This window comes from Rhodococcus sp. ABRD24, from assembly GCF_004328705.1.
Classification (GTDB): Bacteria; Actinomycetota; Actinomycetes; order Mycobacteriales; family Mycobacteriaceae; genus Prescottella.
This window is the reverse complement of record NZ_CP035319.1, coordinates 4,459,915-4,480,192: the sequence shown is the minus strand read 5'-3', so window position 1 is coordinate 4,480,192 and position 20,278 is coordinate 4,459,915. Positions and strand designations below refer to the sequence as shown.

Annotated in this window: 19 protein-coding genes and 1 tRNA gene; 3 read left to right on the top strand and 17 right to left on the bottom strand. The window is 66.8% G+C overall.

Annotated features, from left to right (window positions below; genetic code table 11):
• Window positions 1-3: 3 nt before the first annotated feature.
• The 16 genes from ERC79_RS19990 to argS form a co-directional block, all read right to left on the bottom strand.
• A complete protein-coding gene (locus ERC79_RS19990; protein WP_131580126.1) occupies window positions 4-831 on the bottom strand; it encodes a F0F1 ATP synthase subunit delta in 828 nt (275 codons plus the stop codon).
• Window positions 832-836: 5 nt separating this feature from the next.
• Window positions 837-1,400, bottom strand: coding sequence for a F0F1 ATP synthase subunit B (locus ERC79_RS19985; protein WP_131580125.1), 564 nt, complete (start codon window positions 1,398-1,400; stop codon window positions 837-839).
• Window positions 1,401-1,406: 6 nt separating this feature from the next.
• Window positions 1,407-1,649, bottom strand: a complete 243-nt coding sequence (locus ERC79_RS19980; protein WP_131580124.1) for an ATP synthase F0 subunit C — start codon at window positions 1,647-1,649, stop codon at window positions 1,407-1,409.
• A 70-nt stretch (window positions 1,650-1,719) separates the two neighbouring features.
• Window positions 1,720-2,496 (bottom strand): F0F1 ATP synthase subunit A, encoded by a 777-nt coding sequence (gene atpB / locus ERC79_RS19975; RefSeq protein WP_207390538.1) that lies wholly within the window; start codon window positions 2,494-2,496, stop codon window positions 1,720-1,722.
• 373 nt (window positions 2,497-2,869) lie between these two features.
• A complete protein-coding gene (locus ERC79_RS19970; protein WP_207390537.1) occupies window positions 2,870-3,349 on the bottom strand; it encodes a hypothetical protein in 480 nt (159 codons plus the stop codon).
• A 46-nt stretch (window positions 3,350-3,395) separates the two neighbouring features.
• Window positions 3,396-4,577, bottom strand: coding sequence for an MraY family glycosyltransferase (locus ERC79_RS19965; protein WP_131580122.1), 1,182 nt, complete (start codon window positions 4,575-4,577; stop codon window positions 3,396-3,398).
• A gap of 63 nt (window positions 4,578-4,640) precedes the next feature.
• Entirely contained in the window at window positions 4,641-5,303 is a 663-nt protein-coding gene (locus ERC79_RS19960; RefSeq protein ID WP_131580121.1) for an L-threonylcarbamoyladenylate synthase, read from the bottom strand.
• 33 nt (window positions 5,304-5,336) lie between these two features.
• Window positions 5,337-6,230 carry a peptide chain release factor N(5)-glutamine methyltransferase gene (gene prmC, locus ERC79_RS19955; RefSeq protein ID WP_131580120.1) on the bottom strand — a complete coding sequence of 298 codons (894 nt, stop codon included), beginning with the start codon at window positions 6,228-6,230 and terminating at the stop codon, window positions 5,337-5,339.
• 138 nt (window positions 6,231-6,368) lie between these two features.
• Window positions 6,369-7,448, bottom strand: coding sequence for a peptide chain release factor 1 (gene prfA / locus ERC79_RS19950; RefSeq protein WP_131580119.1), 1,080 nt, complete (start codon window positions 7,446-7,448; stop codon window positions 6,369-6,371).
• Between the two features lie 152 nt (window positions 7,449-7,600).
• The gene (rpmE, locus tag ERC79_RS19945; protein WP_131580118.1) at window positions 7,601-7,834 is read right to left on the bottom strand and encodes a 50S ribosomal protein L31; all 234 of its coding nucleotides are present in this window, start codon (window positions 7,832-7,834) and stop codon (window positions 7,601-7,603) included.
• Between the two features lie 220 nt (window positions 7,835-8,054).
• Window positions 8,055-10,133 carry a transcription termination factor Rho gene (rho, locus tag ERC79_RS19940; protein WP_131580117.1) on the bottom strand — a complete coding sequence of 693 codons (2,079 nt, stop codon included), beginning with the start codon at window positions 10,131-10,133 and terminating at the stop codon, window positions 8,055-8,057.
• Between the two features lie 319 nt (window positions 10,134-10,452).
• Window positions 10,453-11,385, bottom strand: coding sequence for a homoserine kinase (gene thrB, locus ERC79_RS19935; protein ID WP_131580116.1), 933 nt, complete (start codon window positions 11,383-11,385; stop codon window positions 10,453-10,455).
• Between the two features lie 56 nt (window positions 11,386-11,441).
• Window positions 11,442-12,545: a threonine synthase gene (thrC, locus tag ERC79_RS19930; protein ID WP_131580115.1), complete on the bottom strand. Its 1,104-nt coding sequence runs from the start codon at window positions 12,543-12,545 to the stop codon at window positions 11,442-11,444.
• Window positions 12,542-13,855: a homoserine dehydrogenase gene (locus ERC79_RS19925; protein ID WP_131580114.1), complete on the bottom strand. Its 1,314-nt coding sequence runs from the start codon at window positions 13,853-13,855 to the stop codon at window positions 12,542-12,544. Before ERC79_RS19925 ends, thrC begins: the two co-directional genes overlap by 4 nt.
• A complete protein-coding gene (gene lysA / locus ERC79_RS19920; protein ID WP_131580113.1) occupies window positions 13,852-15,273 on the bottom strand; it encodes a diaminopimelate decarboxylase in 1,422 nt (473 codons plus the stop codon). The genes ERC79_RS19925 and lysA overlap by 4 nt, the downstream gene beginning before the upstream one ends.
• Window positions 15,270-16,922 (bottom strand): arginine--tRNA ligase, encoded by a 1,653-nt coding sequence (gene argS / locus ERC79_RS19915; protein WP_131580112.1) that lies wholly within the window; start codon window positions 16,920-16,922, stop codon window positions 15,270-15,272. The genes lysA and argS overlap by 4 nt, the downstream gene beginning before the upstream one ends.
• A gap of 167 nt (window positions 16,923-17,089) precedes the next feature.
• Here argS and ERC79_RS19910 point away from each other — a divergent pair, with 167 nt between their 5' ends.
• From ERC79_RS19910 to ERC79_RS19900, 3 genes are all read left to right on the top strand, one after another.
• Entirely contained in the window at window positions 17,090-17,965 is an 876-nt protein-coding gene (locus ERC79_RS19910; RefSeq protein WP_131580111.1) for a DUF3105 domain-containing protein, read from the top strand.
• Window positions 17,966-17,973: 8 nt separating this feature from the next.
• Window positions 17,974-18,699, top strand: a complete 726-nt coding sequence (locus tag ERC79_RS19905; RefSeq protein WP_131580110.1) for a DUF305 domain-containing protein — start codon at window positions 17,974-17,976, stop codon at window positions 18,697-18,699.
• A gap of 115 nt (window positions 18,700-18,814) precedes the next feature.
• Window positions 18,815-18,887: transfer RNA gene (locus tag ERC79_RS19900), tRNA-Arg, on the top strand.
• A 76-nt stretch (window positions 18,888-18,963) separates the two neighbouring features.
• On the opposite strand, the gene ERC79_RS19895 is transcribed toward ERC79_RS19900, so the two are convergent.
• A complete protein-coding gene (locus ERC79_RS19895) occupies window positions 18,964-20,232 on the bottom strand; it encodes a hypothetical protein (protein WP_242676655.1) in 1,269 nt (422 codons plus the stop codon).
• Window positions 20,233-20,278 lie beyond the last annotated feature (46 nt).

Genomic DNA, 20,278 nt, shown 5'->3' with positions numbered 1-20,278 from the left:
CGACTACTTGAAGGTCTTCCGCAGGGTTGCGAGGCGACCCGCCGCGCTCCCGTCGATGACCTCGTGGCCCACCCGGACGACCATGCCGCTGAGGAGACCCGGTTCGACCTCCACATGCACGGTGACGGGCTTGCCGTAGGTGCGGGTCAGCGTCGCCGCAAGGCGATCGACCTGCTCGCTCGACAACGCCGAGGCGCTGCGCACGTGCGCAACTGCCTTGTTCCGCTGAGCCGCGGCCAGGGTCGACAGCTCGTCGAAGGCATCGGCAGGTGCGGTCTGCCGCAACCGGCCCACGGCCTGTCCGGCGAGGGCCTCCGTGATTGCGGTGACCTTGCCGTACAGCAGCTTCGACAGCAGCTCACGCTTAGCGGCGACGGGCGTCGACCGATCCGAAAGGACCTGCTCCAGCTGCGGGCTGCCGGCCACGATACGACCGAGGCGGAAGAGCTCGTCCTCGACCGCGTCGCTCTGGTTCTGGTCCGCCGCAGCCCGGAGCAGGGACTCACGTCCGAGCGTGACCAGCGAGTTCAGCAGGTCCGCCGCGGTCGACCAGTCCTGGCCTGCCGCTGCCTCGAGGGCCGCCAACGCCTCGGCGCCGACCTTCCCCGAGAACACCTGGCGGGCCAGACCCTGTCGACCTGCGGCGGGCGTGGACGCATCGGCGAGCGCACGCCGGAGCGTGCGCTGGCCGTCGAGAACCTCGACCACCGAGAACAGCTCGGATCCAGCCTGCGCCGCGGCCGCGGTGGCCGCGCCGGGCGAAACAGAATCCAACGCCGCGGTGAGCGCAGCACGGGTCTGCGTCAGGGCTTCACGGCTCGCTGCGTACATGGTGCTCACTTTCCTGCTGCGGAATTTGCGCTGACTGCGTCCAGCTCGCTGAGGAAGCGATCGACCGTTCCGGCCCGCTTGACGTCGTCTGCCAGCGACTCTCCGATGACCTTCTCGGCCAGGTCGACCGCGGTCTTACCGAGGTCGGCCCGCAGCTCGGTCACGATCTGCTGCCGCTGCGCGACGAGCTGACTGTGACCGGCGGCGACGATGCGGTCGCTCTCTTCCTGAGCCTGTGCCTTCATCTCGGCGATGATCTGCTGGCCCTGAGTGCGCGCTTCCTCACGGATCTGCGCAGCCTCGGTACGAGCCTCGGCGAGCTGGGCATGGTACTGCTCCAGAGCTGCCTTGGCCTCGATCTGAGCCTCTTCGGCACGCTTGATGCCGCCGTCGATCTGCTCCGTGCGCTCGGCGAGAACCTTCTGGAACTTAGGAAGGACAAGCTTCCAGAAGACGAACCCGACGACCACCAGGGCGACGATCGACCAAGTGATGTCATATGTCGCGGGCAGCAGGGGGTTGTGTTCTTCCCCTTCAGCGGCCGCGAGCAACGCGATGGTGGCTGACATGGCGTCTTAGAAGATGAAGCCGGCAACGAGGCCGATCAGCGCGAGGGCCTCGGTGAAGGCGATACCGAGGAACATCGTGGTACGGACCTGGCCGGCCATCTCGGGCTGACGGACCATGCCCTCGATCGCCTTTCCGACGACGATGCCCACGCCGATGCCGGGGCCGATCGCCGCGAGGCCGTAGCCGATGGCTCCGTAGCCGCGAGCCTTGGTCTCGGCAACTTCCTGAGCGATGTATGCGAGGCTCATGGTTTGTTCGTTCCCTTTCTGTTGCCCACCGCCGGGCGGCACGTGGGTCAGGACTATCGAAATGTGTGGATCAGTGCGAGTCGGCGTGGAGCGCCAAGTCGATGTACACAGAGGTCAGCAGGGCGAAGACGTACGCCTGCAGGAAGATCACCAGCAACTCGAAGAAGGTGAAGGCAATACCGGCGGCCAGCGAGGCCACACCGAAGACTGCCTGGAACCCTCCGGAGACGAAGAAGAAGTACTGCGTTGCGCTGAAGAACAGCACCAGCAGGATGTGGCCCGCCAGCATGTTGGCCATGAGTCGGACCATCAGGGTGAACGGCCGGAGCACGAAGGTCGAGATGAACTCGATCGGGACCAGCAGGAAGTGCAGCGGCAACGGAACTCCGGGCACGACGATGCTGGACTTGACGTACTTGAAGAAGCCGTACTTCTTGATGCCCACGTAGTTGAAGACGATGTACGCCAGCGCGGCGAGCACGAGCGGCATGCCGATTCGTGCGTTCGGCGAGATGTTCAGGAAGGGCGTGATGCTCGCGAAGTTGCTGGCGAGCACGATGAAGAAGATCGTCGTGATGATGGGCAGGAAACGCTTGCCCTGTTCCTTGCCGAGGATCTCTTCCGCGATGTTGATCCGGACGAAGTCGAGAGCGATTTCGCCGATGTTCTGGATACCGCGCGGAACGATCTTCGGGCTGCGCATCGCGATGATGAAGAACAAGGCCACCAGCGCCGACATCACGATGCGAATGAGCATCAATCGGTCGAGCTCGAAGGGGGTGCCCTCGAACAGCAGCGCGGGCGGGTAGAAATCATCGAGTGACGGCGGAGTGTACTCCGCGGCCATGAAGGTGACGCTCAGCGGTCTCTCCCGTAGTCGGCCACAGGCATCGGTGTCTGCGGTTCGATCGGACATTGACGATCTAACAAGTCGACCAGGTCGGCTCGCGTATTCGTCAGCAGCTGGAGACCCGGGTCAACCGGTCCTGCGTCTGTCGGTGTCGGCGACTGTCGTCGACTCGGCAACTCCAGGGCGAAATCGGCCGAATCTTGGATTCGGACAACTCCGACAACCTTCGCTGCCTGCAAGTGCTGACCGACTCGTCGGAATTTACTCCTTCGCATAGTCAGCACACTTGCTTGGCCCAGACACTATCAAGACATCTACGACGTTGTGTAGATGGGGTCCCCACTGGGCTACCCGCGGACCTGTCGAGTGGTCACCTGTGGCCGGATTCGGCGTCCGGCTCCGTCGAGCTGACAGGCCCTGCTGGGGTGACATAGGGAACCTTGGTCTGCAACACGCCATAGGTTTCGGCACCCAGCACGATGACGAGCGACAGGACGATCACGATCACCATCGCCTGGCGGTTGTAGAAGTCCAGCGGATCGAGGATCGCGAGCACGGTGATCGCGAGGATCATCTTGAGCAACCAGCTTCCCAACAAGACCGCTCCCGCGGTGATGGCCGGAAGCTTGGCGGTCAACAGCACCGCCAGCGCCGTGCAGAGGATGAATCCGCCGCCAACCGCGGCCCCCAGTAGGGCACCCCACAAGCCGGCGAGGCCCGAGAACAGGCTTGCGACGATCGCACCGATCACGGCGAGGGCCAGCAAACCCAGCACGCCATAGCGGACGCCGCGGCGGAGGGAGGCTGTGGGATCAGAGAAGGGCTCGGGGGTCGAAGTCACAGGACCCAAGGGTAGTTGACGCCGATCGGCACCGACCTCGGCTACCTCGGCGCCCCTACCGCCGACGATTCTGCTGCAGGTCACGCCAGGACGGCACCGCGGTGACCACGAGCGCAAAAACCAGTCCGCCCGCCACCAGAAGGACCACGATGCGTCGATCGATCAGCGCGGACCCTACAGCCCCGAAGGCCAGGACCCCGACCCACAAGTAGATGAGCAGGACGACCCGGCGATGCGAATGCCCGATCTGCAGTAGCCGGTGATGCAGGTGCATCTTGTCTGGGCTGAACGGGCTGACACCGGCGCGCGTGCGCCGGACGATCGCGAGCAGCAGATCGAGGATCGGGATGAACATCACCGCACCGACCAGCAGCAGCGGCGACAGTAGGCCGAGCAAGTCGCGAGAGCCATAAGCACTGAGGCTGATCCGGCCGGACGCACTGGTCGAGACAGCCGCCAGGGTGAGACCGATCAGCATCGAGCCCGAATCGCCCATGAAAATCCGTGCCGGCTGGAAGTTGTGCGGTAGGAATCCGAGACACGCGCCGGCGAGCGCCGCGGCGATCATCGCCGGTGGATATGCGCTGACATCGCCACCCTGATCATGCAGCAGCCCGACGGAGAATGCGCAGATCGCAAGTGCCGCGATGAGGCCCAGCCCGGCGGCGAGACCGTCGAGTCCGTCGACGAAGTTCATCGCGTTGATCATCACGACCGCCACGGCCACGGTCACCAGCCCGGCCTGGAGTTGGTCGAGGATGACCGTGCTGCCCTCCCCGAAGGGCAGGAAGATCAGATACCAGCTGACCCCCATCACGACAAGGATCCCGGCGGCCGTCACCTGGCCGACGAACTTCGTGAGCGCGTCGAGTCCCCACCGGTCGTCGATCACACCGACGAGCACGATGACGAAGCCGGCGACGAGGACCGCGCTGATATCGGTCGTGAACTCGAACCCACGGGTCAACGCGGGGAGCTGCTGCGCGAACAGCAGGGCGACGAGCATCCCGAGGTACATGCCGATACCCCCGAGGCGCGGGGTCGGTTGCACGTGGACATCACGGTCGCGTGGCACAGCGACAGCACCGAATCGGATGGCGAACACCCGGACGGCGCCGGTGGCGAGGAACGTGACAACCGCGGCGGTGCACAGCACCAGCAGCAGTTCCCGCAGCGGCACACCCGCCCCGTTACCTGTCCCCGCCAGCGCCAGAACGGCCGTTTCCGCAGAACTCACTTCGATGACGCTACCGCCAGGCCGTGCAGCCGGCGGTATTGCCGCAGCCGCGTCCCGACACGCCTACGCCCCCGCCTGCCGAAGACTCTCCGCGGAGACACCGAGAACCTCGGCGACATCGGCGGTCGGCACGGCCCCTTCGCGCAGGATGCGGGGCTCGTCACCGGTCAAATCGACGATCGTCGACGCGACCGCATGGGCCGCCGGGCCACCGTCGAGGTAGACGCTGGCGGCGCCTCCGAGCTGATCACGCGCTTCTTCGACGGTGGTGGCCGGTGGTCGGCCCGAGATATTGGCGCTGGACACCGCAAGCGGGCCGACGTCACGCAGCAGCTCGAGAGCGACGGGGTGCAGTGGCATACGCAGCATCACCGTCCCCCGAGCATCTCCCAGATCCCAGGCAAGCGAAGGCGCCTGCTGCACAACAAGACTCAGCCCACCGGGCCAGAAGGCCTTGATCAGGTCACGCGCCTGTGGGCGTACCGAATAGACCAATCCGTCGATCGTGTTCCACGAGCCGACCAGCACCGGTACCGGCATGTCGCGGCCGCGCCCCTTGGCGCGCAGGAGGCTGGTGACGGCGTCACCGTCGAACGCATCGGCACCGAGTCCGTACAGCGTGTCCGTCGGGAGCACGACGAGCCGACCGGCCCGCAGCGCGTTCTTGGCGGCGGTCAGTCCCGCTTCGCGGTTGTCGGATTGCCGGCAGTCGTAGACAGTGCTCACTCCCACATCCTTTCACTCACCCTCGAACGTCCGTCACCGTGATGCCTCGGCCTCGGTCGCCACCCGGCGCGCAACGACGAATCGAGGCCGGCCCGCGAGATCCGGATGCTCCGCGACGCCGCTGAACACCCGGCGCGACCGGAACAGTTGTGCAGTCTCGGTTCCGTTGGTGTCGTCATGTTCGACAGCAACGCCACCGCCGATGCGCAGCCACCGCGCGATATTGTTCACCATCGGCTTGATCACCGAGAGTCCGTCGGCACCGCCGAACAACGCGGTATGCGGATCATGTTCCGCCACTTCTGGATCGAGAACCGCGCCCTCTGGGATGTAGGGCGGGTTCGACACGATCAGATCGACGCTGCCCTCGAGCTCGGTGAGGAGTCCCCGATCTGTCACGTCGCCTTGGACGAGGTTCACCGGAGTGTCGCCCGCGGCGGCCCGTCGATCGGCGTTGCGCCGCGCCCACGCCAGTGCATTGGGTTCGAGCTCCACCGCATGAACCACGGCGTCGGGTCGGGCGTGCGCAATCGCAAGCGCCAGGGCACCTGAACCCGTGCACAGATCCATCACCACAGGCGCCCGGCCCCCATACGACTCCAGATACGCCAGGGCCCACGCCAACAACAGCTCGGTCTCGGGCCGCGGAACGAACACCCCCGGACCGACCTCGAGCGAAATATTGCCCATCGCAGTCGATCCCGTGATGTATTGCAGCGGCACCCGCTCGGCCCGCCGAGCGACCAGCTTCCGATACTCCTCGATGACGGGGGGATCGACCAGCGGCACCAGACCCAGCCGGGTGCGCTCCACGCCCAGCAGGTGGGCTGCCAGCAGTTCGGCGTCGACCCGCGCGGACGGCACTCCCGCCCGTTCCAGTTCGGCAGCTGCTTCGATTATCGCCAGACGCAGGGGTTGTCGACTCACGGGGTACAGCCTGCCACGTCGGTCACGGGCGCAGCACGGACAGGTCGCGGACTACGGATTCCCCAGGTCCGGCCATCAGCGTCGACGATCCTCCGCCGGCAGGCCGGCGTCACCACCACGGTCGCGCCCTGAGCTGCCCTACTCCGCCGCGAGTCGCGCCTCTCGGTCCGCCTTACCCAGCGCGTCGAGCAGCGCCTCCATGTCGCCGTCCAACACAGCATCGAGGTTGTGGGCCTTGAAGCCGATCCGGTGATCGGTGATCCGATTCTCCGGGAAGTTGTAGGTGCGGATCCGCTCGGAGCGGTCGACGGTGCGGATCTGACTCTGCCTGCCGGCCGACGCTTCGGCGTCCGCGGCCTCCTCCGCCGCCGCCTGCAGACGCGCCGCGAGCACCTGCATGGCTCGGGCCTTGTTCTGCAGCTGTGAGCGCTCGTTCTGGCAGGTCACAACGATGCCGGTGGGCAAGTGCGTGATGCGCACCGCGGAGTCCGTCGTGTTGACGCCCTGGCCGCCTTTTCCGGAGGACCGGTAGACGTCGATGCGTAGATCGGTCTCATCGATCTGCACCTCCTCCACCTCCTCGGGCTCGGGGTAGACCAGGACACCCGCAGCGGATGTGTGCACGCGGCCCTGCGATTCGGTGACGGGGACGCGCTGCACGCGGTGCACGCCGCCCTCGAACTTCAGGCGGGACCAGACGCCGTCCCGGACATCACCCTTCGACTTGATCGAGATCGTTGCGTCCTTGTAGCCGCCGAGGTCAGAGACGGTGGCATCGAGGATCTCGACGCGCCACCCGGCGCGCTCAGCGTGCCGAACGTACATGCGGGCCAGGTCGGACGCGAACAGTGCAGACTCCTCGCCGCCCTCGCCGGACTTGAGTTCGAGCACGACATCGTCGCCGTCATGGGGGTCCCGCGGGGCCAGCAGGTCCGTGAGCGTCTTGTCGAGCTCGGAAACGGCGGCCTCGAGCGCGGGTACCTCGGCGGCGAAACCCGAGTCGTCGGCCGCAAGCTCGCGGGCCGCCTCGAGATCTTCCTGCGCGGCCTTGAGCTTCGTGTAGGTCGCCATGACAGGCGCGAGCTCGGCGAACCGCTTGCCCGCCTTGCGAGCTGCGGCCGGATCGTTGTGCAGCGCCGGATCGGACAACTGCTGTTCCAGACCGGCATGCTCAGCGAGAATGTCGTCGATCGCCGACGGCTGCGTCGTCCCTGCCATGGGTTGACTCCACATCTGTGTCGCGTTTCGCGCACTTTTCGGTGTTTTCCTCGCCTCGGAACCGCGACAAGTGCGCGAAACGCGATTCGGAGAGGCACAAAAAAGCCGACGCCCGACCTGCAGATTTCGCAGGACGGGCGTCGGCGGGACAGCTACTGGTCGTCAGCGGCCTTCTTGCCGGCGCGCTTTCCGTAGCGAGCCTCGAAGCGAGCCACGCGGCCGCCGGTGTCGAGGATCTTCTGCTTGCCGGTGTAGAACGGGTGGCACTGCGAGCAAACCTCGACGTTGATACGTCCGTTGGTCGCGGTGCTGTGGGTCTCGAACGTGTTGCCGCAACCGCACACGACGGTGGTCGCAACGTATTCGGGGTGAATTCCTGCCTTCATGGTGTCCCTTTCGATGGCCGCCGGGTCGACCTCGCCGTTCGAGGCCGTGAACCGGAACCGGACATGGTTGTCACGCGATCGCCCATTCTGCCAGAGGAGGACGCATCCTCCTAAACGCATACCTCGGCGAAATGATTCCCAGCCGACACACCTCGTCCCCGCAACGCGGGCGCATGCGGGGACGACGTGAACGGGCTTCGGCACCCGCCGAAGCAGTGGGTCAGTCCCCGAGCGCGCCCGGAGTCGTCTTCGAGACCTGCATCAGGAACTCGATGTTGCTCTTGCTCTTCTTGAGCCGGTCGACAAGCAGGTCGATCGCCTGGTGCGAATCCAGGCCGGACAGCACGCGTCGCAGCTTGTGCACGACTGCGAACTCGTCGGGGCTCATCAGCAGCTCGTCCTTGCGGGTACTCGACAGGTTGACGTCGACAGCGGGGAACACCCGGCGCTCGGCGATCTTGCGGTCGAGCTTGAGCTCGGCGTTACCGGTGCCCTTGAACTCCTCGAAGATCACGGTGTCGCCGGTGGAACCGGTCTCCACCAGCGCGGAGGCGATGATCGTGAGCGAGCCACCGTTCTCGATGTTGCGCGCCGCACCCAGGAAGCGCTTCGGCGGGTAGAGCGCCGTCGAATCGACACCGCCGGACAGGATGCGTCCGGAAGCCGGCGACGAGTTGTTGTACGCGCGTCCCAGGCGGGTGATCGAGTCGAGCAAGACGACGACGTCGCGACCAGCCTCGACGAGACGCTTCGCGCGCTCGATCGCCAGTTCGGCCACCGAGGTGTGGTCTCCAGGCGGACGGTCGAAGGTGGAGGCAATGACCTCACCATTGACCGAACGCGTCATGTCGGTGACCTCTTCCGGCCGCTCGTCGACGAGGACGACCATCAGATAGCACTCAGGATTGTTGACCGTGATCGCGTTCGCGATGTCCTGCAGCACGGTTGTCTTACCGGCCTTCGGCGGCGACACGATCAGCGCGCGCTGACCCTTGCCGATAGGCATGATCAGGTCGATCACGCGAGTGGTGAGGATATTCGGAGTCGTCTCGAGACGCAGTCGCTGGTTCGGGTACAGCGGGGTGAGCTTGTTGAACTCCGGTCGCCGCCTCGCGGCCTCGACATCGCCACCGTTGACGGTGTCCAGACGCACGAGCGGGTTGAACTTCTGCCGCTGGCTGCCCTGCGACTCACCCTCGCGGGCCACCCGGACGGCACCGGTGATTGCGTCGCCGCGGCGCAGGCCGTTCTTGCGAACCAGGTTCATCGAAACGTAAACGTCGCTGGGGCCTGCGAGATAGCCGGAGGTCCGGACGAACGCGTAGTTGTCGAGAACGTCGAGGATGCCGGCGACCGGCTGCAGGACGTCATCCTCGCGAATCTCGGGCTCACGCTCACGGCCCTCGCCACCAGCCTCGCCACGGTCACGTCCACGACGTCGCTCACGGAAACGGCGCCCACGGCGTCCGCGGCCGCCCTCTTCGTCATCCACATCGCGACGCTCGCCGCGGCCTTCACCGCGCGGCCCGTTGTTACCACCCTGGTTGCGATCACCCTGGTTGCGATCACCCTGGGTACGCTCGCCGCGCTCACGCCGGGCACCACGCTCGGAGCGGTCCTCGGACTGGTCCCGGCCCTGCTCCTGCCTGGTTTCGGCCTGCTTCGGCTCGACCTGCTTGGTTTCGGCCTGCTTGGGCTCAGCCTGCACGGTGTCCTTGGGCTCCGCCGTCATGACGTCGGCCTGATGCGACTCCGCTTGGCCATTCTCGCCGGCTCCGGCCTGCTCGGGCGCACCCGAGCGGCGCGTCGCGCCGCGACGTTGGCGGCCACGACGGTTCCCCTGATCGGCGTCGGCGCTGTCCGGCGTGGCCGCCGCAGCAGGAGCAGCCGGCTCCACCGACTCGGTCCGGGGAGTCGTCGACTCCGCAGCAGGTGCTGCGGGCGCGTCCTTGGGCGCGGCCGACTTGGCGGGGGCCGACTTGGTGGGGGCCGACTTGGTGGGGGCAGTCGACTTGGGCGCAGCCGACCCCTGACGCTCCTTGATCGCAGCGATCAGGTCGCCCTTACGCATGCCTGACGTGCCCTTGATCCCGAGTTCTCCCGCGAGGGAACGAAGCTCGGCAAGCACCATGCCGGAGAGCCCGGCACCGCGCCGAGCCTCGGCGCGCTTGGTGGACGAAGCGACCGCGCCTTCACGCGGCGCGTCGCCCGAAGTCTGTGAAGAATTGCCTGCCCGGGCACCCGCGGTCACTGCCGGGGAATCGCGAACGGGCGTGGCAATCAGATCCGTATCGGTCACGGAGGTCCTTTCCTTCCCTCACTCGCGCTACGCGATGTCGAGGGTTCGTCCCGTAGTTCAGTCGACAACTGAACTCGGTTGTGCCGTACGTATTCGCAGGATGGAACTGTCGGCTCGTCCCCCATCACATCACCCGAGAAGGCGCGTGCTGCAAATCCATCAACGCGGAGTTGTCGCGTGAGGATCAGGCCAGGATTACCCCGATGAAATGGAGCGATTGCCCTGGTGAAGCACCGGCGTCTGAAGCGCACGATGTACGGACACGCTCAGGATAGCGGCGAATGCCCTACTCGGCAAGGCGCTACCCCGAGCATGTCCATCAACTCACCTGAACGCCGTCGGCGATTTCGAGTTCGAGGACCCGCAGATTCTCTTGCTCGGCCTCTGCCCGCAACTCGGCAGGGAACGGTTCAGTCGACATCGCCAGCACCGTCGGACCGGCCCCGGACACCGTGGCCGCGATTCCCGCCCGGCGAAGCTTCGCGATCCACCGTGTCGTCAGCGGCAGCGCCGGCGCCCGCTGCGTCTGATGCAGCATGTCCTCGGTCGCGGTCATCAACAGATCCGGCCGCTCGGTCAGGGCGACGACGGCGAGTGCACCGCGACTGACATTGAAGGCCGCGTCGCGGTGCGGGACGGTCTCCGGGAGCAGTCCGCGGGTGAGCGCGGTCGACGACCGCTCAGCGGGAACCAGCGCCACCACCCGGATCCCGGGATGCACCGGCAGTCGCACCGCGCGATAGCGCCGCTGCGTCTCGTCCTCGACACCGGCCTCACTCCAGGACACCACCGCGCCGCCGAGCACGCTCGCGGCCGCATTGTCGGGGTGCCCCTCGAACTCGGAGGACAGCTGCACCAACTGCGCGGCGGACAGTTCGAGTTCCGGCGACGCACGACGCGCCAGGCCGTTGGCGGCGGCCAGACCGCCCACCGCCGCAGACGCGGACGACCCGAGGCCCCGCGAATGTGGAATAGCGTTGCGGCACACTACATCCAGACCATCCGCCCACACTCCGGCCGACTCGAGACCCCGCTCGATCGCTCGGACCACGAGATGTGACGGACCCCACGGCACGTCGTCGGCACCCTCCCCCTCGACCCGGATGGTCAAACCCGAATCGGTGGTGGTGACGGTGATCTCGTCGTACAGGCCGAGCGCGAGACCGAGTGTGTCGAATCCCGGACCTAGATTCGCGCTGGACGCGGGAACCCGCGCCGTCACCGTAAGCCCACTGGGCAGGGTCTGTGTCATCGCCGGGTTCCGGGTCGCCTCGTCCTGAGTCACTGTCGTGTGCGGGGTCTCGGCCACTACGCCAGCTCGAGCGCCGCGGCGACCGCAATCGGGTCGACCGGGATCGGCTGAACAGCAGGCATACCCGCGAGCGCGGTATCGGGGTCCTTGAGACCGTTGCCGGTGACGGTGCACACCACTGTCAGTCCGGAGTCGAGCCATCCCTCCTTGTGCGCGGCGAGCATACCGGCCACGCTGGCGGCCGACGCGGGCTCGACAAAGACACCCTCGGTGCGCGCGATCAAGCGGTAGGCCTCGAGAATCTCCTCATCGGTGGCGGCGCGGAACGCACCGTTCGACTCCTCCTTCGCGGCGACGGCGCCGTCCCACGAGGCCGGCGAACCGATTCGGATCGCGGTCGCGATGGTCTCGGGATCCTTGACCGGGGCACCGTGCACCAGCGGTGCGGCGCCGGCGGCCTGCACGCCGAGCATGCGCGGACGCACAGAGGTGATGCCGTCGGCGAAGTACTCGGAGTATCCGCGCCAGTAGGCGGTGATGTTGCCGGCGTTGCCGACCGGCAGCACGTGCACGTCGGGAGCCTTGCCGAGCGCGTCGCAGATCTCGAACGCCGCGGTCTTCTGGCCCTCGATGCGCACCGGATTCACAGAGTTGACCAGGCCGATGGTCGGGAACTCCGCGGTGGTCTTGCGGGCCAGCTCGAGGCAGTCGTCGAAGTTGCCCTGCACCTGAATGATCCGGGCACCATGCATGACCGCCTGAGCGAGCTTGCCCATCGCGATCTTGCCCTGCGGGACCAGCACGGCGCAGGTCATGCCTGCCTTCGCCGCGTACGCAGCGGCCGAGGCCGAGGTGTTGCCGGTCGATGCGCACAGCACCGCGCGCTGGCCGCGGGCCAGCGCGTCGGTGACGGCCATCGTCATGCCACGGTCCTTGAAGGAACCCGTCGGATTGAGTCCCTCGACCTTGAGGTGGACGTCACAGCCGGTGAGCTCGGACAGGTGCCCGGCGGGCAGCAGCGGCGTACCACCCTCGCGCAGGGTGACAGTCTTCCAGTTCGGACCGATCGCAAGGCGGTCGCGATACGCCTCGATCAGACCCGGCCACGGCGTGTGCACGGGGGTGGTCTTCTTCACGGCCTCGGAGTTGGCGCCGGTCATTCGGAGGTACCTTCCAGTCGGAGCACGCTGGTCACAGCGGTTACTGATTCGAGTTCGGCAAGAGCCGCAACGGTTTCCGAGAGCGCCGCGTCATTCGCCAAGTGAGTGACGACTACCAGACGAGCGCCGTCCCCGGCACCTTCCTGCCGAACGGTGGAAATGCTCACACCGCGCTTGGCGAACTCGGCAGACACCGCAGACAGCACACCGGCACGATCGGCCACCTGCATGTTGACGTAGTAACGGGTCGGAATGTCACCCATCGGTGCGATCGGCAGATCGGCGTACTTCGACTCGCGGGGACCACGACCGCCATGCACCTTGTTACGAGCGGCCATCACCAGGTCGCCCATGACGGCCGACGCCGTGGGGGCCCCGCCAGCGCCCTGTCCGTAGAACATCAGTCGTCCGGCCGCAGCGGACTCGACCACCACCGCGTTGAACGCCCCGTTGACGCTGGCAAGGGGATGCTCGCGTGGCACGAGCGCGGGATACACCCGCGCCGACACGCGCTCACTGCCGTCCTCGCCGACGATCCGCTCGCAGATCGACAGCAGCTTGATGGTGCAGTCCAGCGACCGGGCCGCATCGAGATCTGCGGCGGTGATCTTCGAAATGCCCTCGCGGTACACATCGCCCGCGGTGACGCGGGTGTGGAACGCGATGGACGCGAGAATCGCAGCCTTGGACGCGGCGTCATAGCCCTCGACGTCGGCGGTCGGATCGGCCTCCGCGTACCCGAGCCGTCCGGCCTCGGCCAGCGTCTCGGAGTAGTCCGCACCGGTCTCGTCCATCGCCGACAAGATGAAGTTGGTGGTGCCGTTGACGATGCCGAGGACACGGTCGACGCGGTCGCCGGCGAGAGACTGCGTGAGTGGACGGATCACCGGGATCGCGCCTGCCACCGCGGCCTCGAAGTACAGGTCGACGCTCTGCCGCTCGGCAGCCTCGGCCAACTCGCCGGTGTACTCGGCGAGCAGCGCCTTGTTCGCGGTCACCACGGACTTGCCGGCGTTGAGGGCGGCGAGAACCAGTTTGCGCGGCAGCTCGATGCCGCCGATCACCTCGACCACAACGTCGATGTCGTCGCGCGTCACCAACGACTCCGCGTCGGTGGTCAGCAACTCCTGCGGGATTCCGCGGTCGCCGTCGATACGCCGGACTGCGACACCGCGCAGCTCCAGACGGGCACCCACTCGGGCCTCGAGGTCCGTCGAGTGGTCCCGGATGATCCGAGCCACCTCGCTGCCCACGGTCCCGAGGCCGAGAACAGCCACCCCGATGGCGCGCTGCGCCGATTCGCTGGTCACTCCGAAACCTCCAAGCTGAGCAGATCTTCCACAGTTTCCCTACGCAAGATTAGGCGTGAGGCGCCGTCTCGCACTGCCACCACGGCTGGGCGGGTGAGCAGGTTGTACCGGCTGGACATCGAATAGCAGTATGCGCCCGTCGCAGCGACCGCGAGCAAATCCCCGGGACCGAGGTCCTCGGGCACCCAGACGTCACGGATGACGATGTCGCCGCTTTCGCAGTGCTTCCCGACCACTCGGGCGACGACCGGTTCGCCGTCGCTGTCCCGCGAAACCAGCCGGGCGTCATACTCGGCCTGGTACAGCGAGGTCCGAATATTGTCGCTCATGCCGCCGTCGACACTGACGTAACGCCTGGTGGCACCGCCGTCGAGGCTGACATCCTTGATGGTGCCGACCTCGTACAGCGTGATGGTGCCGGGGCCGGCAATGGCACGGCCCGGCTCGACCATCAACGTCGGCACGGGCAGGCCGGCGGCCTCGGACTCGGTCGCGACGATGTGCGCGAGCTTGGCGGCCAGCTCGTCGACCGGCGGCGGGTTGTCACTCGACAGGTACGAGATGCCGAGTCCGCCGCCGAGATCCACGATCGTCATGGCCGCGGTCTTCTCCGCACCGAAGCGGTCGATGATCTCGCGCATGAGCGCGATCACACGATGCGCGGCAAGTTCGAACCCGTCGACCTCGAAGATCTGCGAACCGATATGACTGTGCAAGCCGACCAGACGCAGGTGGGGGCTCTCGAAGACGCGAGCCACCGCCTCCATGGCCTTGCCCCCCGACAGCGAGAACCCGAACTTCTGATCCTCGTGCGCCGTCGCGATGAACTCGTGCGTGTGCGCCTCGACGCCGACGGTGATGCGGATCAGCACCTCCTGCACGACGCCGTGGCGCGCGGCCACCTCGTCCAGCCGGTCGATCTCGACCATCGAGTCCAGTACGACGTGCCCCACCCCGCTGGTGACGGCGCTCTCGAGCTCCGCGACGGACTTGTTGTTGCCGTGCATCGTGATCCGCTCAGCCGGGAATCCGGCGTGCAGCGCAACGGCGAGTTCGCCACCCGAGGCGACATCCATCGACAGTCCCTCGTCGCGCACCCAGCGGGCGATCTCCGCAGACAGGAATGCCTTGGACGCGTAGTGCACGCGCTCGGCACCGCCGAACGCACGCGCCGTCTCGCGGCAGCGCGAGCGGAAGTCGTCCTCGTCTACGACGAACAGCGGGGTGCCGTACTTCTCGGCGAGCTCGGTGACGGGCACCCCGGCGATACGCACGACGCCGTCGTCGCCTCGACGGGCACCACGCGGCCACACCTGCTCCGGCAGCGCCGTCATCTCCGACGGCGTCGCCGGGCGCGGCGGCAGGCCTGGGGCGTGCTGGATCTCGGCGTGCCGCGGTCCAGCGGGATGGGCGTTCACATGCGCTCCGGTGCGCTGACGCCGAGCAGGCGGAGGCCATTGGCGAAAACCTGACGAGAAGCGTCGCACAGCGCGAGGCGTGCCGTGTGCAGCTCGCCGGCCTCCTCGTCACCCTGCGGCAGGATGCGGCACGCGTCGTAGAAGCGGTGGTACGTACCCGCAAGCTCCTCGAGGTACCGGGCGACTCGGTGCGGCTCGCGCAGATCGGCAGCCTTCGCGACAACCCGCGGATACTCACCGATCGTGCGGATCAGGTCGCCCTCACGGTCGTGCGTGAGCAGCGCGAGGTTCGGGTTCGCCGCGCTCAGACCCAGATCGGCAGCGTTGCGGGCGATCGAACACAGGCGTGCGTGTGCGTACTGGACGTAGTACACCGGGTTCTCGTTGGTCGTGCTCGCCCAGAGCTCGAGATCGATGTCGATGCTCTGATCCACCGACGAACGCACGAGAACGTAGCGGGAGGCGTCGACGCCGATCGCCTCGACGAGGTCGTCGAGCGTGATGACCGTGCCGGCGCGCTTGCTCATCTTCACCGCGACACCGCCTCGGACGAGGTTGACCATCTGGCCGATCATGACCTCCACGGTGTCGGGGTCGTCGCCGAAGGCGGCCGCGGCGGCCTTGAGGCGGCCGATGTAGCCGTGATGGTCGGCGCCGAGCATGTAGATGCACAGATCGAAGCCGCGCGCGCGCTTGTCCTGGAAGTAAGCTATGTCACCGGCGATGTAGGCGGCGTTGCCGTCGGACTTGATGACGACGCGGTCCTTGTCGTCACCGAAATCGGTGCTCTTGAGCCACCACGCGCCGTCCTCGTGGTAAAGATTGCCGGAGCCCTTGAGCGTCTCGACCGCATTCTCCACGGCGCCCGACTCGAACAGCGAGTTCTCGTGGAAGTAGACGTCGAAGTCGACGCCGAACTCGTGCAGGGTGCGCTTGATGTGCTGGAACATCAGCTCGACGCCGATCGAGCGGAACGCCTCGTTCTGCGCATCCTCGGGCAGCGCGAGCGCCTCCGGATTCTGCTCGAGCACCTCGGCCGCGATGTCGACGATGTACGCACCGGCGTAGCCGTCCGTCGGTGCCGGTTCACCCTTCGCCGCGGCGATCAGCGAACGCGTGAAGCGGTCGATCTGGGCACCGTGGTCGTTGAAGTAGTATTCGCGCGTCACCTCTCCGCCCTGCGCGGTCAGGATCCGGCCGAGCGCGTCACCGACGGCGGCCCAGCGGGTGCCACCGAGGTGGATGGGGCCGGTGGGGTTCGCGGAAACGAACTCGAGGTTGATGCGCTTGCCGGCGAGCACATCTCCGTCGCCGTAGGCGGCACCGGCCTCGAGTGCCTTCGCGACGATCGCGCCCTGCGCGTCGGCCGCGAGGCGGATATTGAGGAAGCCGGGACCGGCCACCTCGGCCGAGTCGATGCCGTCGGAGGCGGTCAGGGCCGCGGCCAACCACGTCGCCAGATCACGGGGATTCACGCCGGCCTTCTTCGCGACCTGCATGGCCACATTGGTGGCATAGTCACCGTGCTCAGGATTGCGGGGGCGCTCGACCGTCAACGTCGCGGGCAGTACGGATACGTCGATTCCGTGCTCGGCGAGCACCTTTGCGGCGGTCCCTCGGAGCAATTCGGCAAGGTCGGCTGGAGTCACAGGAGTCCATCCTATTGCCTGGACGACCGCGACGATTACCCAGTATCGCCCACTCCCAGGTTTCCCTCAGACTCAGAACGTACAGTGATGAAGCCTCGAGGGGGACGCGGGAGGCCTGATACCTCTCGGGGAAGCCCTTTGCCCACACACCGAAAGAGCACTCATAGATGCCCAGCGGTTCGGAAAATCGCGGTCCCGGCAGTAAGAACACGGCGGCCAAGTCAGCCAAGGCGATCAAAGCGGCCAAGAAGCAGGGCGGCGTGCCCGCTTCCAAGCGCGGAGGTGGCGTGAAGCGTCAGATCCCGTGGTTGACGATCGGTGCAGTCGTCGCAGTGGCCGCCCTGATCGGCGTGCTGTTCGTCAACCTGCTCCCGAAGTACCAAGACAAGGAGGCGGTGGCGAAGTTCGCCCCCTCCGCATCGAATCAGGATCCGTCCAGCGCGATCGACGGCGTCGTCAAGGTCGACTACGAGGCCGGTATGCACGTCTCGCCGGCGCAGCGGGTCGCATACGACCAGTCGCCGCCGTTCGGCGGACCACACGACGCGGTGTGGGCCACCTGCATGGGCACCGTCTACCCGAATCCGATCCGCACCGAGAACGCGGTCCACTCCCTCGAGCACGGCGCGGTGTGGATCACGTACAACCCGGACAAGGTCGACGACGCTCAGCGTGATCAGCTGAGCAGCCGCGTCGACGACTCCAGCGGCTATCTGCTGATGTCGCCGTACCCGGGCCTGGACACCGCGGTCTCGCTGCAGTCATGGGGCCATCAGCTCAAGCTCGACAGCGTCGACGACCCGCGCATCGACCAGTTCATCGCCGCGCTGCGCCTGAACCGCTACGTCTACCCCGAGGTCGGCGCCAGCTGCTCGACCATTCCGGATTCGTACGATCCGTCGAACCCGCCGCCATTCGATCCGACAGCCCCAGGCTCGGACGCGGTACCGATGGACGGCGGCGGTATCACGCCGGACGCCAGCGAGGCGACCGGCGGCGCCGGACTGCCCACCGCGCCCGCTGCCGGCGGCGGGAACGGCTGATCGTGGCAATGACCGCGCCTGAGACCGATGCCGAGCAGTCGACGGCGTCCGCGACCTCCAAACGCAGCCAACGGACCGCACTGGCCGTCATCGGCCTGATCGGCGCGATCGCGATCGGCTTCGCACTCGGCTTCTTTGCACGGCTGCCGATCGACGACCGTGAACCGGCACACCCGGGAGCGGATTCGGTGGATGTCGGCTTCTCTCAGGACATGACCGTCCACCACAACCAGGCAATCGACATGGCGACGATCACGCTGACCAGGTCGGGCGACAGGAAAGTCAAGGACCTTGCCTTCGACATTCTGACCAGCCAGCAGAACCAGGTCGGCCAGATGCAAGGCTGGCTCGCCCTGTGGGACCGGGCCCCGCTGCCCACCGAGGGCTATATGACGTGGATGACCGAGGGAGACGGCGGCCATTCGGGTCACGGGGCTGCCACAACGGCCGCGCCCGCCCAGCCGAACGCCGGGAAGATGCCGGGTATGGCCACCGCGGAGGAGATGGCGGCGCTCGGTCAGGCGTCCGGCTCGGCCCTCGACGTGATGTTCCTGCAACTGATGTTGCGGCACCATCAGGGCGGGCTACCGATGATCGAGTACGCGAAGCAGTACGCAGACGTACCGGTGGTACGCAACCTGGCCCAGAAGATGATGTCGACACAGCAGGGCGAGTCGACGCTCATCACGAGCATGCTCGCCGAGAGGGGCGTATCGCCGCTGCCGATGAACTAGTCGGTTTCTGTCCGGTCGCGCCACTCGAAAAACCACGATCTACCAGGCGATGTGGATGATCGACGACAATGCGCTACGCTAACTCCGCCCACTGGCACACCGAGATTTTCGGTGCGCCCCCGTAGCTCAGGGGATAGAGCGTTCGCCTCCGGAGCGAAAGGCCGCAGGTTCGAATCCTGCCGGGGGCACAGAGAAGGCCTCCACTCGTTCGCGAGTGGGGGCCTTCGGTCATTCGTGTGGCCGACTCCCTCAGGGTGGCACCGTTCAGCGGACGCCCGGACCCGACCGCAGGGCCAGACCCCACGCCCCCACACCACACACGACAATCACTCCGACGGCGACCACCACCGCGGATACGGTCACCGATACCTGCCATTCGAGGGCCGACGCGAAGTCCGCGTGCGACGGACGGACGGTCCACGCGGCCGCCGCGACACCGGGTATCCCGATCGTGAACGGGAGCGAGAATCCGATCGTCGATGCGGGCGCCGAGGTGGGCAGGCATGACGCCAGCACGTATCCCGAGGCGGTCGGCAGCACGAATACGGAAGCGACCAGCGCAATCTCCGCCCACGAATCCGGATTCAGCAAGGCTGCCGCGGCGGTGACAGCCAGCAACGCGAAGCCCAGCGGCGGTCGGGGCCAGCGAAGGCCCACCGCGATTCCCCCGACGAGGAGTACGGCAGGAATTGCAAGGAACCACCAGTCGGTTCCCCACGAGGGCACACCCCCGACGACCGCCGCCAGCACCGCTGCTCCCGCGAAGACGACCGCCCCATCGGAACCGGGCAGTCGCCACGCCACCCAGACCACGAGGGCGACCATCAAGCCGACGTACCCGCACCACCACACCGGCCGGGCATCCGATTCGATCAGAATCCAGTTGGCGACGAAACCGGTCACCGGCAGCGCGATCGCGCCGAGGAGCACCTGCGAGTCGACCCTCCCCGACCACGACGCCCGGCGTTCGATCACCCCCGCCGCCAGGATCACCGCCGCCGTGACGACCGCCACCCACAGCGGCACCACCGCCGTCGGCTCCCACGTACGGAACGGGGCGTAGGCGGTCCAACCTTCGTTCGCGCCGAACCGGCGTAGCTCTACGGCGTTGCCCGACAGCAGGAAAGCGGCGAGCATCCCGGTGGCCAGAGCCGCCTGTCCTGTGTGCGTTCGCGACACCAGTAACGATGTCGCACCCAGGAGCAGCCCGGCCGCAACAGCATTCGAATACAGCATCACCGAAGCCTCGGATGGATATCGGACGACGTCGGGTAGCGCCAGCAGCAGCGCCCCGGCCGCCGCGACACCCGTCGCGGACGCCACCGAACGGCGACGCGTGAGCCCCACCGTCACCAGCACCGCGACCACCGCCACGCACGCGACACCGGCACCGTTCGAGGTGAGCATCGCCTGCACACCGCCACCGATGCCGATGTGGCCAGGGGGCATGGGTTGCCACAGAACGTGACCCGCCACCACACCACCGAGCAGTCCCGCGATCGCTAGCAGCCACCGAGCTACCGACTTCACCATCTCCCCGTTCCCGACCCGACCATCCGGGTCGACTATCCGGGGTCGA